At 39.2% G+C, this 13,094-nt stretch carries 12 protein-coding genes and 1 riboswitch; of the genes, 9 read left to right on the top strand and 3 right to left on the bottom strand.

Features of this window, described 5'->3' with window-relative positions:
• The first annotated feature begins 255 nt into the window (after positions 1-255).
• Entirely contained in the window at positions 256-1,329 is a 1,074-nt protein-coding gene (locus DS737_RS08175; protein WP_113997266.1) for an amidohydrolase family protein, read from the top strand.
• Between the two features lie 15 nt (positions 1,330-1,344).
• Positions 1,345-2,175: an SDR family NAD(P)-dependent oxidoreductase gene (locus tag DS737_RS08180; RefSeq protein WP_005090492.1), complete on the top strand. Its 831-nt coding sequence runs from the start codon at positions 1,345-1,347 to the stop codon at positions 2,173-2,175.
• A 75-nt stretch (positions 2,176-2,250) separates the two neighbouring features.
• On the opposite strand, the gene DS737_RS08185 is transcribed toward DS737_RS08180, so the two are convergent.
• Positions 2,251-2,889: a LysE family translocator gene (locus tag DS737_RS08185; RefSeq protein ID WP_113997267.1), complete on the bottom strand. Its 639-nt coding sequence runs from the start codon at positions 2,887-2,889 to the stop codon at positions 2,251-2,253.
• Between the two features lie 130 nt (positions 2,890-3,019).
• On the opposite strand from DS737_RS08185, the gene DS737_RS08190 reads away from it, so the two are divergent.
• From DS737_RS08190 to DS737_RS08215, 7 genes are all read left to right on the top strand, one after another.
• Entirely contained in the window at positions 3,020-3,499 is a 480-nt protein-coding gene (locus tag DS737_RS08190) for an Lrp/AsnC family transcriptional regulator (RefSeq protein WP_004639193.1), read from the top strand.
• Between the two features lie 131 nt (positions 3,500-3,630).
• A riboswitch (guanidine-I (ykkC/yxkD leader) is annotated at positions 3,631-3,739 on the top strand.
• A gap of 24 nt (positions 3,740-3,763) precedes the next feature.
• Positions 3,764-4,507, top strand: a complete 744-nt coding sequence (locus tag DS737_RS08195; RefSeq protein ID WP_228206821.1) for an urea amidolyase associated protein UAAP1 — start codon at positions 3,764-3,766, stop codon at positions 4,505-4,507.
• Positions 4,508-4,524: 17 nt separating this feature from the next.
• Positions 4,525-5,178 (top strand): urea amidolyase associated protein UAAP2, encoded by a 654-nt coding sequence (locus DS737_RS08200; protein WP_005090496.1) that lies wholly within the window; start codon positions 4,525-4,527, stop codon positions 5,176-5,178.
• 3 nt (positions 5,179-5,181) lie between these two features.
• The gene (uca, locus tag DS737_RS08205) at positions 5,182-8,787 is read left to right on the top strand and encodes an urea carboxylase (protein ID WP_113997269.1); all 3,606 of its coding nucleotides are present in this window, start codon (positions 5,182-5,184) and stop codon (positions 8,785-8,787) included.
• Between the two features lie 526 nt (positions 8,788-9,313).
• Entirely contained in the window at positions 9,314-9,439 is a 126-nt protein-coding gene (locus DS737_RS16330; protein ID WP_004639188.1) for a hypothetical protein, read from the top strand.
• Positions 9,440-9,443: 4 nt separating this feature from the next.
• The gene (locus DS737_RS08210; protein WP_113997270.1) at positions 9,444-9,878 is read left to right on the top strand and encodes a CopG family ribbon-helix-helix protein; all 435 of its coding nucleotides are present in this window, start codon (positions 9,444-9,446) and stop codon (positions 9,876-9,878) included.
• A gap of 56 nt (positions 9,879-9,934) precedes the next feature.
• Positions 9,935-10,954, top strand: a complete 1,020-nt coding sequence (locus DS737_RS08215; protein WP_113997271.1) for an ABC transporter substrate-binding protein — start codon at positions 9,935-9,937, stop codon at positions 10,952-10,954.
• Positions 10,955-11,126: 172 nt separating this feature from the next.
• Here DS737_RS08215 and DS737_RS08220 read toward each other — a convergent pair whose 3' ends face one another.
• Together DS737_RS08220 and DS737_RS08225 are read right to left on the bottom strand one after the other, a co-directional pair.
• A complete protein-coding gene (locus DS737_RS08220) occupies positions 11,127-12,005 on the bottom strand; it encodes an ABC transporter ATP-binding protein (protein ID WP_004639185.1) in 879 nt (292 codons plus the stop codon).
• The gene (locus tag DS737_RS08225) at positions 12,005-12,949 is read right to left on the bottom strand and encodes an ABC transporter permease (protein WP_113997272.1); all 945 of its coding nucleotides are present in this window, start codon (positions 12,947-12,949) and stop codon (positions 12,005-12,007) included. Before DS737_RS08225 ends, DS737_RS08220 begins: the two co-directional genes overlap by 1 nt.
• Positions 12,950-13,094 lie beyond the last annotated feature (145 nt).

Genomic DNA, 13,094 nt, shown 5'->3' on the forward strand with positions numbered 1-13,094 from the left:
ATTAAAATCAGTTAAATAAATTAAAAATATATTTTATTATGAATAGTATTCATAATTTATGATTATAAAAAATCATTTCATGCATATTTAGATTCTCTGTAAGCTAGAAAACAGAATAAAACATGTTTTGGTATGGAGTAACCAATGAAACATATAAATAGCTTATCGGTTTTATAAGATTTCAACAGAATTTCTGGACTGTTATGAAAAATTAATTTTCAAAAAAAAGATATTACAACGCTAAAGAGTAGAACAATGAAACAGCTCGATTTTTCTATTATTGATCCACATATACATCAGTGGGATCCTTACCATACTCCACATTCCGCAGCTGTATTGGTTAAGGCATTGGGGAAATATCCAGCGCTTATGGATAAGATTCTTCGCTTAGTAAAACCAAAAGCGTTATTGGACACTCTAGGGCATACTCAACATGTATTAAGCCCTTATTTGCCGATGCATTATCATCAAGATTTAGATGGGATACAGGTTGAAAGCGTTGTTCATGTCGAAGCCAATTGGCATCATCATAAAGGGTTTGGCGTTGTTGAAGAAACGAGATGGCTAAGCCAGTTAGATTTTTCAAAATATGATTTAAAGCTTGCTGCAATTGTTGCCACGGCGGATCCAAGTAGCCGCAAATTCGTCGATATTTTAAAAGCTCATCGAGATGCAAGTCCTTTGTTTAGAGGAATTCGAAAGATGTCTTCTTGGCATGAAGATGACGGCATCTATCGCTGGTCTAAAACACCTCATTTATATCAGTCTAAAAAATTCTTAAAAGGATTTGAGCAACTTGCCAAAATGAATCTGTCCTTTGATGCTTGGGGTTATTCAACTCAATTAAATGAGATCACTGCCTTGGCCAAGCAGTTTCCAGAAACAAGGATCGTGGTAGATCATCTTGCAACACCTGTTGGTTTGTTTGGTGCAGTAGGGAAGAAGACAGGGAAAACTGCTTCGCAACGTGATGCAATATTTCAGCAATGGCAAAACGACCTAAGTGCTTTAGCGAAGCAGCCGAATGTGCATGCAAAAATATCAGGGCTTATGATGCCAGTATTGGGACACACATTTCACAAAGAAAATCGCACCGCGACAGTTGCTGAAATGGTTCAATTATTGACCCCATTGATACAGCATGCGATTCGTGTTTTTGGTACAGATCGAATTATGTTCGCTTCGAATTATCCAATGGATAAACCTAATGCGCGTTTAACCGACTTAATACAGGCTTACATCAAAATGATTGAGCCTTATGGTTCTGAAGCTTTACAAGCGATTTTTAGACAAAACGCAATCCATTTTTATCAATTAGACATCAACTAGACAAAGAGCCATGCTATGAAAAATTTTAATCAAAAAGTTGCCGCGATTACAGGTGCAGGTTCTGGAATCGGTCAACAACTCGCTATTTTATTGGCACAACAAGGTGCACATTTAGCCCTGAGTGATGTCAACGAGCAAGGCTTAGCTGAAACATTGGAACTTGTTAGATCCTATCCAGTTAAAGTCACGCTTAGCACCTTAAATGTGGTTGATCGCACTGCTGTAGAGGAATGGGCTGCGAATACCGCCCAAGAACATGGAAAAATTAACCTCATTTTTAATAATGCAGGCGTGGCATTGGCAAGCACGGTTGAAGGAATGAGTTATGAAGAAATGGAATGGGTATTTGATATTAATTTTTGGGGTGTTGTACATGGTACCAAAGCATTTTTACCCTATTTAAAGCAAAGTGGTGAAGGGCATATTATCAATATTTCCAGTCTATTTGGCCTAACCGCCCAACCTACGCAAAGTGCATACAATGCGACCAAATTTGCAGTGCGTGGTTTTACCGAATCACTTCGTCAAGAGCTTGACTTACAAGCCAACGGTGTAAGTGCAACTTGTGTCCATCCAGGGGGGATTCGCACCAACATTGCGAATAGCGCACGCATGAGTGATAGTATTCGGGCCTTAGGATTGAATCCTGCAAAGGCCAGTAAAGCTTTTAACAAGGTACTTAAAACCCCACCTGAAGAAGCTGCAAAAGTAATTTTAAATGCGGTTAAAAAAGATCAGCGCCGAGTTTTAATTGGCAATGATGCCAAAATTTTAGATCTAATTCAGCGTGTAGCACCATCACATTATGCGCAAGCATTGAATTTGTTCACCAAAAAGAAAAAGTAAGATTTGAGTTCACCCTCTATTTGATTCACAAAGCTCTAAAGTAAAATGTCATTTAGGGCTTTGTGAATCAATAGCTTATGCTAAATATTGAATGTTAAACTCTCTATAAAACATTCCCAAAGCCAATATACCCATCATGACAGACAGCGTTCTTAATAAAATGGTTTGTACTTTTATATCACTGAGTACTTTCTTTAGATTCCACGAAAAAAAGACATAAAGACCACCAATGATGGCAAGCGTGAAGATGGTAATAGACACTAAAAACCAGCTTTGCTTTTGCAATGACTGCGCGCCGAAGATAGCAGGTACAATCGCAAGATAAAATGAAATAGTTTTAGGATTACTCAAAGTAATTAACAGCCCATCTTTATAGGAAAAAAGCGTGTTTTCGAGATTTTCAGGTGCTTCATTTTCCAAAAGATTACCGTTAAAAAACCAAAACTTATAAGCTAAGTAAAGCAGGTACGAACTTGATAGTAGTATCAAATAAAAAACCAAATGTGGACTGAAATGATGAAGAGAAGAAAAAAGAAAAATTGAAATCAATAAAAAAGTGATATCTCCCGTGATGAGACCACATAGCATCATCAGTCCATTTTTATATCCCTGTACTAAAGTCTTAAACATAAGACCAGTCATGCCTGGTCCAGGGAGGATTGCGGCTAATCCTAAAGTTAAAACATAGGTCATTGTTTGTGTGAGATGTTCCATGTCAATTAAAACCAAATGAAATCGGATCTCTATTTTTTAATAAATACACAGGTAAATTTGATCTATATGTTCTAGTAAATATAAAAATTAAGGTATAAATAACCCTATATTTAACTTTAATAGAAATGTTATGCCTAGTTTAAAAATTGATAAAACTGATGCAAGAATTTTAGAGTTGTTGCAAAAAGACTCAAGAACCACAAATGCTGACTTATCAGAACAGTTAGGTCTTTCAACCTCGCCCTGTTGGCGAAGAGTCAAACATTTAGAAGACACCAAAGTCATCAAAGGATACGGCGTTTTACTTGATCGCAAAAAACTTGGCTTAGGTGTGATGGTGTTTGTCCGTGTATCGATTGATAGTCATAGCGAAAGAGAGGCAAAGAAATTTGAAGAAGAAGTCACTGCCTTAGATTATGTCGTTGCATGTTATAGCATTGGAGGCGATGCAGACTTTCTGTTGCAAGTCGTATCACCAGATCTCGATACCTATGCTGAATTTTCAATGACGACCATTCGAAGATTGCCCGGAATCAAAGAAATGCAAAGTATGTTTGTGCTGAAGGAAATAAAGCCCTTTTTATGTTTTCCAGTAAAGCCTCAGAAATAAACACTAGTGCACTGATTTTGACTGATCACAGTGCATAAAAATAAAAATGCCTTGTTTTAAACCAAAAAAGTATGACGAAATACAAAAATCGTATTACTAAACTGGCACGCCATTTGCTTCATTAATCCCATCATAAAGTGATCTAGGGTTCCGATAGCCAACGGATAAAAGTTGGCTATGACTGAGACCGAGAGTTCACGGTTCGCAAGAACTACACGGAGGGATAAAAGCCCGGGAGGTTGGACTTAAACCTTAAAAGAGGTCATGCGAATGAGCGAATATCATAACAACCAGATCCTTTGGACTGAAAAACTACCGGGTGGTCATCATTGGTCTGGACGAGTTCAGAAAGGGACAGTTTTACAATTCAAAGCGTTAGCTTCAAACGCCAATGTTTCACTGTTTTGTGTGAATGCTGAAGATAAACTTGAACGTTACAATATGCCAGACACCTTAAAAGGACAACACACTGCATTTTTAACGACGGGCAATGTTTTGTATTCAGATTTAGGGCGTGTCATGGCATCGATCGTTAAAGATGACCATGGTTGGAATGATACTTTCTGTGGGGCGAGTCGCCCTGAGCAAATCACCAAACAATTTGGTCAACGTCGTTTTCAAGATGCACGAAATGAAATGTACCAAAACGGTGTCGATGGCTTATTGGTAGAGATGGCGAAATTTTCACTGTCACAAACTGATTTAAGTGCAACCGTAAACCTTTTCTCAAAAGTGAGTCCCAATGATCAAGGTGCTCTAAGCTATACCCAATCAGACAATACCAGCCAAATCATTGAATTACGTTTTGAAATGGATTGTTTGGTTTTCCTTTCTGCTGCCCCACATGGTTTAGATAACAGTTCGCTCTATCAACCAAGCGATATTCAATTGTCTTTGTATAAAGCCAATCCTTTAGCCGACCACGATATTTGTCGTGATGCCTGTCCACAAAATCAACGTGCTTTTCAAAACAACGTACGTTACTACGCATTGAGTTCAGCATATTAAGCTATAGGAGAAGCATCATGACGAGTTTACATACTTTTGAAAAAGCAACATTAAGTGAAGTTTGTCCTGCGGGTGAAGCGTGGATGTGCGAAGTCAAAAAAGGGCAATACTTTCGGATTATCGATTTAGAGGGCAATCAAGCTGTTGATACATTATTTATCTCAGCAGAAAATCCTGAAGAGCGTTATAGCGCTACAGATACGCTTGCCATGAATCAATATCTCTATTTAGAAAAAGGTACATCTTTATACAGTAACTTTGGACGGCTAATTGCAGTCATTCATGATGATAACTGCGGTCGTCACGATACGTTGGGTGGCGCATGTTCTTGCGAAAGTAATACTGTGCGCTATGCACATGAAACTTATCCTATGCATAGTTGCCGTAACAACTTCATGTATGCCTTAGCTAAACATCCCATCGCGAAAAAGCACAATTTGAATGTGCGTCACATTGGTCCAAATATCAATTTCTTTATGAATGTTCCTGTCACATCTGATGGACATTTGAAATTTGATGATGGTATTTCTGCACCGGGTAAATTTGTCGAGATCAAAGCAGAAATGGATTTGATCGTGCTGATCTCTAATTGCCCGCAACTGAATAATCCATGTAATGCCTATAACCCGACACCAATCCAATTAGTGATTCGTGATGGTGAGGAGGCTTAGTCTATGTTTGATAAAGTTTTAATCGCCAATCGTGGAGCGATTGCATGTCGTGTTATTCGAACACTAAAAAAATTAGGTATCCAATCCATTGCTGTGTACTCTGAGGCAGACCGAGATTCATTGCATGTGACCTTAGCAGATGAAGCGATTTATATCGGTGATGCACCCGCGAGTCAAAGTTACCTCAATGTTGACAAAATTTTAGAAGTCGCTAAACAAACAGGTGCGAATGCCATCCATCCGGGTTACGGTTTTCTATCTGAAAATGCTGAATTTTGTGATTTGTGTGAATCACAAGGAATTGCATTCATCGGTCCAAACTCAGCTCAAATGCGTGCATTTGGCTTGAAACATACCGCTCGAGAACTTGCAATCGAAGCAAATGTGCCGTTATTGCCGGGTAGCCAACTTTTGGCTGATGAAGCAGAGGCATTGGTTGAAGCAGAGCGCATTGGTTATCCTGTGATGCTAAAAAGTACCGCAGGCGGTGGTGGTATCGGCATGCGCTTGGTATGGAATGCTGAAGAACTTAAAGATGCTTTCGCAACAGTTTCTTATCTTGCGCAGGCAAACTTTAAAGATGCAGGATTGTATTTAGAGAAATTTGTACAGAATGCTCGCCACATCGAGGTGCAAATATTTGGTGATGGTCAAGGACAAGTTTTAGCGTTAGGTGAACGAGATTGTTCTGTTCAACGTCGCAATCAAAAAGTTATTGAGGAAACGCCAGCACCACATTTAAATGATCAACAACGTTCATATATTCAGAAAGTTGCAATTCAACTCATGCAATCCGTGAATTATCGTTCAGCGGGTACTGTTGAATTTGTGATGGATACGGACACGCAAGATTTTTACTTTTTGGAAGTAAATACCCGTCTACAAGTTGAACATGGTGTCACAGAACAAGTATACGGCGTGGATTTGGTTGAATGGATGGTCACACTTGCGAGTGGTGACTGGACAGCGCCAACGCAATCTTTGAAATCAGTAGGGCATTCGATACAAGTTCGTTTGTATGCTGAAGACCCGATCAAAAACTTCCAACCGAGTGCAGGTTTACTGACCTTTGTTGAATTTGATGATCAAGCACGTAATGAAACATGGGTAGAAACTGGCTCGACTGTTTCCTCATTTTACGATCCTATGATTGCTAAGATTATCGTCACGGCAAATGATCGCGATGCGGCTATTCAAGCAATGAATCATAGCTTAGCCAAAACTCAGGTTGCAGGTATCGAAACCAATCTTGAATATTTACAGAATATTATTGATTGTGAAGTGTTTAAAGCGGGTACTCAAACCACTCGTTTCCTCAATACTTTTGAATGGAAAACTCAAAAAATCGAGGTATTGCAAGCTGGTATTCAAACCTCCATACAAGATGTTACTGGGCGTTTAGGTTACTGGGATGTGGGTGTACCACCGTCTGGAGCAATTGACCCTTTATCTTTAAATGTGGCAAACCAACTACTTGGCAATGCATCTAATAGTGCAGGTTTAGAATGTACCTTGCATGGACCTACACTAAAGTTTCACTGTGATAGCCAAATCGTGCTTGCAGGTGGTGACATGCCATCAACCTTGGATGGTGAGCACATTCCAATGTGGCAAACGGTGAATGTCAAGAAAGGGCAAATTCTTAAATGTGGCAAAATCATCACAGGATGTAGAACGTATATTGGCATCAAAGGAGGTTTGAATGTTCCCAAATACTTGGGTTCACAAGCGACTTTTACCCTAGGTCAATTTGGTGGTCATGCAGGACGTAATTTGTTAATTGGTGATATGTTGCCAATCACTTCGTTTAGTTCAGACCAACAAACAAGTTTAAATGCAGAACAAGTCCCGACATTTTCAAACAGTTGGGAAATTGCAGTGATGTATGGTCCGCATGGTGCGCCTGATTTTTTCACCAAACAAGATATTGATGCCTTCTTTGAACATTCCTTCGAAGTACATTTCAATTCAAGCCGTACAGGAATTCGCTTGATCGGACCAAAGCCAGAATGGGCGCGTGAAGATGGTGGTGAAGCAGGTTTACATCCTTCCAATATTCATGACAATGCCTATGCCATTGGTGCAATCGACTTTACTGGAGACATGCCGATCATTTTAGGTCCTGATGGTCCGAGTCTTGGAGGTTTTGTTTGCCCAGCAGTCGTTGTTCATTCTGAACTTTGGAAATTAGGTCAATTAAAAGCAGGAGACAAAGTCAAATTTGTTCCTATTCGATATGAACAAGCAACCGAATTAAATCAAACCTATCATCATATGCTCAGTACTGAGCATCTTAATGATGTGCAATTTGGTCAAAGCTTTTATGCTGAGTTTGATAGCTTAAATGATGCCGTATTAGATCGTTTAAATGGTCAAGATCATACGCCAAATGTAGTCTATCGCCCCGCTGGTAATAACTACATGTTGGTTGAATATGGCGAATTGGTTTTGGACCTGAATTTGCGATTCCGCATACATGCATTAATGCAGTGGGTTAAAGATCAAAACATCAACGGTATCATTGATTTAACACCGGGAATACGTTCACTTCAAATTCATTATGATTCACTCAAACTGGATCAACAGAATTTATTGAACCTACTCAAACAAGCCGAAACCGAATTACCTGATGTGACTGAAATGCAAGTTCCTTCACGCACTGTCTATTTACCTTTGGCTTGGGAAGACTCACAAACGCAGTTGGCAACTGATCGTTATATGCAAACGGTGCGTCCTGATGCACCGTGGTGTCCGGACAATATCGAATTTATCCGTCGCATTAATGGTCTAAAAGATAAGCAAGCCGTAAAAGATGTGGTGTATAACGCAAATTATTTGGTGATGGGCTTAGGTGATGTATATCTAGGTGCACCAGTTGCAACACCGCTTGATCCACGTCAACGACTCGTAACGACTAAATATAATCCTGCACGAACTTGGACACCTGAAAATGCTGTTGGAATCGGCGGTGCTTATATGTGTGTCTATGGAATGGAAGGACCAGGTGGCTATCAGTTTGTGGGTAGAACGACTCAAATGTGGTCTCGCTATCGTAGAAATGCAGACTTTGAGCAAGGTAAACCGTGGTTATTACGCTTCTTTGATCAGATTAAATTCTATGAAGTTTCTGAAACAGAACTCATGCAAATGCGTGAGGATTTTAAGGCAGGACGACTCAAACTCAGAATTGAGGAAGGTGTTTTAAACCTCAAAGAATATAATCAATTCTTATCAGACAATGCTGAAACCATTTCAAGTTTTAAAGCAACTCAACAAGCTAACTTTGATGCTGAACGTCGTCGTTGGCATGAGGCAGGTCTTGCAGAATATGTCTCAGAGAGTTTGGATGCTGTTGATGAGGGTGAAACCGTCATCATTCCTGATGGTGGTTGTGCAGTTGAATCACATATGCCAGGTTCGATTTGGAAAATTGAATGTCAATCTGGCGATATTGTCGAGGAAGGAGCAACGCTAGCAGTCATCGAGGCTATGAAAATCGAAATTCCGATTGTTGCGCCCGAACGTATGAAGGTTGAAAGCATTACTATTGAAAAAGGACAAACTGTTAAAACAGGGCAGGTGTTATTTACACTAGCGCCAGTGGCTTGATGAAAGTAGTGATTGTAAGAGATCTATTATTAATAGGTCTCTTGAAAAGCTTTATCTGCACGGCTACACATTGATGCATTTAGCGTACCTAAATGGTGCGAATTGGTACATTTTTTAGGCATTTTAAAACGGGAAAATTATCCTCATTCGTGCTTCCTTTAGCTAAGTGTCTTATTTATCTTTTATTCTGACCGAATCCATACTATCTGATATTTTGGCATGCTTTATGCTTTTATTTATATACAACATAAATAGAGGAGAACAATAAACTTGATCACTAAATCACACACATCGGTTCATTCCAACATGTATAAAAAGAATAACCAGTACATGAGCAGTAACAATGGAATAAACTGATGAAATACTCTGCTTTCAAGCAAGCCTCATCTCAACGTAGTGGGGCTTTTTTATTATTTAATTTAAGTTTATTCAACAAATCTCAATCACTATAAATTGGCACATATTCTGCTTTCTAAATAAGTAATACAAAAACTAATTTCAGTAATACCCCTTTAGGAGCTGCGATATGAGTGAAGCCAAAACCAACACTGTAGAAAAACACCCTATTAAGAAATTCTTAGTCGATTTATTCAGTGCAAGAGCAGGTCTGTATTTCAAACAAAATCACCAAGTAAGCAAGGTAAAGGGATAAGACGGTGGCCAAGCAAAAGTTAGCTCGAATCAGTATTACCGTGCCTGAAACTACATTGAATGCACTTGATCAAAAAATCGTTGATCAACACTACGAAAGCCGTTCACAAGCGATCTTGGACATGATCAATCGGCACTTAATTGATGATCTAGCTAAACGCGATGAAGTGATGGTTGGCACATTAACATTGTTATATGACGTGAGTTTAAAACCACTGCGAACGCAACTTGTTGATTTGCAGCAACAATACTTAGCTCAGGTGATCAGTTCATTACATATTCAATTGGATGATGACAAGGTTCTACAAGTCATGTTGATGCAAGGTGTCAGTAGTGATTTGAAAGCCATTAGTCAGCAGTTCATTGCATTAAAAGGGGTAATTAAAGGGCATTTGGAATTGATGGATGCCGTCATGCCGCCAATTGCACAAAACACATAAACATTCATAGTGACAAAAAGTTCTCAATATCAGAGCACAATAGGAGCAAGCATAAGATGATCAAAAAAACACTGATTTCAGCATCTGTGCTGACAGCGATTTTTTTAGGGGGCTGTGACAACACAGCAAAACTACCAGAGTCTAAAGCAAAAACTGAAAGTACCAACACTAAACCAATCACGATTGGCTACAGTGATTGGCCGGGTTGGGTGGCATGGCAAGTTGCTATTGAAAAGGGATGGTTTAAAGAAGCGGGATTAAATGTCGAATTTAAATGGTTCGATTATTCTGCATCTATCAATGCATTTTCTGCCAATCAGCTCGATGCTGTTTCTGTATCCAATGGTGATAACTTGGTGATCGCTTCAGGAGGCACTAAAGGCATCATGATTTTGGCAACTGATTATTCCGCAGGAAATGATGTCATTATTGCCAAAAATGGAATTAATAATATTGCTGATTTGAAAGGTAAAAAAATTGCGGTTGAGAAAGGATTGGTTGATCACCACTTACTCAATACAGCTTTAGATGATGCCAAAGTAGCAAACTCTGAAGTGACATTAGTGAATGCGGTAACCAATGAATTACCTCAAGTGTTTGCAAGTCCTGATGTGTCAGCAATTGCAGTTTGGCAACCTGTAGCTAATCAAGCTTTAAAAGCAGTTGCAGGCTCTAAAATCATCTATTCATCCAAAGATAAGCCCGGACTGATTTATGATACTTTGACCGTCAATATGACGCATCTTGCTGCAAATAAGGAAGATTGGAAAAAAATCATTCAGGTATGGGATAAAACTGTTAAATATATCAATGATCCAGCAACACGAGACGATGCTGTGGCAATCATGGCAAAACGGGTTGGTTTAGATGCCGCCCAATATGCTCAATTTATTGACGGAACCCATTTACTTGATCTGCAAGCAAATAAGAAGGTATTTACCAAATCCGACAGCTTTGATTCTATCTATGGCTCAAGTTATCACGTCAACGAATTTAATTTTAAAAATGGTGTTTACGCCACTAAAGTGGATGTTGATGGCGTGATATTCCCAGCGCTTGTTGAAGAGGTAAAATAGTTTCGCTATTGATCAACAATACTTTTATAAATTTAATCATTGGCTTTTAAATATCTCCCTTTCATTAGGGAGATTTTTTATCTATTAAATATATCAATGAATACTTCACTATAAAAAACCCACTCTTGTAAGTGGGCTGTAAATTTTTTTACTTTATTGATCTATCAGCGTTTCAATCTTCGCTTACTTTAGTCATACGAGGAATTAACGGCAAATCCTCGAGTGCTGGATCGAGTTGATCTTCATCGGCATGAACCAGTTGATCCACACGTTGACGCAATGCTTTAAATTCAGGGCAAAGCATTTGATCTGGATGACGTGGGCGAGGTAAATCTACTTCGATAATTTCTTTAATTTCACCAGGATTGGCTTTCAGTGCGACGATACGGTCAGCCAGTAAGATCGCTTCATCCATATCATGAGTGACAAAAATAATGGTGATATCAATATTTTGCCATAAATCCATCAAGTGCCGTTGCATCTTCTGACGAGTATGCGGATCAAGTGCGCCAAAGGGTTCATCCATCAATAGAATTTTGGGTTCATTCACCAATGCTCTGGCAATCGCAACACGTTGTTTCATCCCTCCAGAGAGTTGATGAGGATACTGATTTTCATACTTTTCTAAGCCGATAATATTAATCCATTCTCGTGCTTGCGCCTCGGCCGTACTATCACTTTGTCCCTTCATTTTTGGGCCGAACATCACGTTTTCTTTGACGGTTTTCCACGGAAACAATGTATATCCTTGAAACACCATACCACGCTCAGGACTAGGCCCCATGATCGGTTGCCCATCAATCAAAATCTCTCCACCTGAATAAGAATCAAGCCCAGCAACAATCCGACTGAACGTTGACTTTCCACAGCCAGAAGGACCGATCACACAAATAAACTCACGTTTATGAATCTTTAAATCAATTTGATTTAAAACAGTTCGTTCAGTTTTACCGTGTTTGAAGCTTTGCGTGAGTTGTTTCGCTTCTAAGATGACAGCACGTTCATAAATATGATCAAAATATTCACGAGCATTGAAATGGGTATTTGTCATTAGTGTGCTCCTGATTTCCATTTAAAAAGCTGCTGTCCAAGTTTCATTAAAATGACATCACAGATCAGACCAATCACACCAATGATGAGAATGGCTGCATAAACATTGTCAAAATTTTGGTAACGCGCTTGTTGGGTGATAAACCATGTAATACCTGATGTGCTCCCAATCAACTCAGCAACGATCAAGTAAGTCCACGCCCAACCGAGTAAAACTCTTAAATCTCGATAAATCTCTGGCAAAGCAGCAGGAATCACCACATGAAATAAGCTCTTGGTTTTGTTCGTGCCAAGGGTAAAACCTGCTTCAATCAAACTGCGATCGACCAATCGAGTGGTATTGGCAATAATAAGTATCTGTTGAAATAGCGTACCGATGATAATGATGGCTATTTTTGGTGCATCATTGATACCTAATATAGCAACAGCTAAGGCACCAAAGGCAGGGGCAGGCAAATAACGGAAAAATTCAACAAACGGCTCTGTAAGTTGTGAAATTTTCTTAGAAAAACCGCATAAAATCCCCAAAGGTATACCGATGAGCGATGAGATAAAAAATGCAGTGAAGACCAGTTTAATACTGTGCCAAAGACTTTCATGAAACCACGGCGCATTGGCTTGAACAGGTGGCGTCGTAAACGCTGTAACAAGCGCTTTGGCAACTTCGTGAGGAGCAGGCAAATAAATTGGGTTGACTAAGATTCCTTGAGGTGGTTTTAAACCATGATCTACAGCACTTTGTGCTTCAGAATAAAACACTTCTTTGGCAATACGACTATCAATCTGTAGATATGCCACGCTGCCTATATCCGTAATTTTGACTTGTGGGTGCCATAAAAATGGCAAATAACTCACAGCACACCATAACAAAATTGGTATTAAAAATGACCCGAGACCAAATAACACTTTGTTGGTTTGGCTGAGTTCGCGTGCAACGTAACTCATATTGTTTGCCTCTTAATATTACATTTTTTATAAAACGTAATACTAATTAAGCAAAATAAGTGCCAATCAGACTAAGACTAATTTGCGGTGAAAATAGGCAGGCAGTAAAACTTTATTCTTATTCTTTCTTGATTTTACAAATGAT

The sequence above is a fragment of the Acinetobacter haemolyticus genome (assembly GCF_003323815.1).
Taxonomy (GTDB): Bacteria; Pseudomonadota; Gammaproteobacteria; order Pseudomonadales; family Moraxellaceae; genus Acinetobacter; species Acinetobacter haemolyticus.

Coding starts and splice junctions, on each gene's coding strand:
- uca (WP_113997269.1), top strand. CDS start 5,182: ATGTTTGATAAAGTTTTAATCGCCAATCGTGGAGCGATTGCATGTCGT.
- DS737_RS08200 (WP_005090496.1), top strand. CDS start 4,525: ATGACGAGTTTACATACTTTTGAAAAAGCAACATTAAGTGAAGTTTGT.
- DS737_RS16330 (WP_004639188.1), top strand. CDS start 9,314: ATGAGTGAAGCCAAAACCAACACTGTAGAAAAACACCCTATTAAGAAA.
- DS737_RS08190 (WP_004639193.1), top strand. CDS start 3,020: ATGCCTAGTTTAAAAATTGATAAAACTGATGCAAGAATTTTAGAGTTG.
- DS737_RS08215 (WP_113997271.1), top strand. CDS start 9,935: ATGATCAAAAAAACACTGATTTCAGCATCTGTGCTGACAGCGATTTTT.
- DS737_RS08220 (WP_004639185.1), bottom strand. CDS start 12,005: ATGACAAATACCCATTTCAATGCTCGTGAATATTTTGATCATATTTAT.
- DS737_RS08195 (WP_228206821.1), top strand. CDS start 3,764: ATGCGAATGAGCGAATATCATAACAACCAGATCCTTTGGACTGAAAAA.
- DS737_RS08225 (WP_113997272.1), bottom strand. CDS start 12,949: ATGAGTTACGTTGCACGCGAACTCAGCCAAACCAACAAAGTGTTATTT.
- DS737_RS08175 (WP_113997266.1), top strand. CDS start 256: ATGAAACAGCTCGATTTTTCTATTATTGATCCACATATACATCAGTGG.
- DS737_RS08180 (WP_005090492.1), top strand. CDS start 1,345: ATGAAAAATTTTAATCAAAAAGTTGCCGCGATTACAGGTGCAGGTTCT.
- DS737_RS08185 (WP_113997267.1), bottom strand. CDS start 2,889: ATGGAACATCTCACACAAACAATGACCTATGTTTTAACTTTAGGATTA.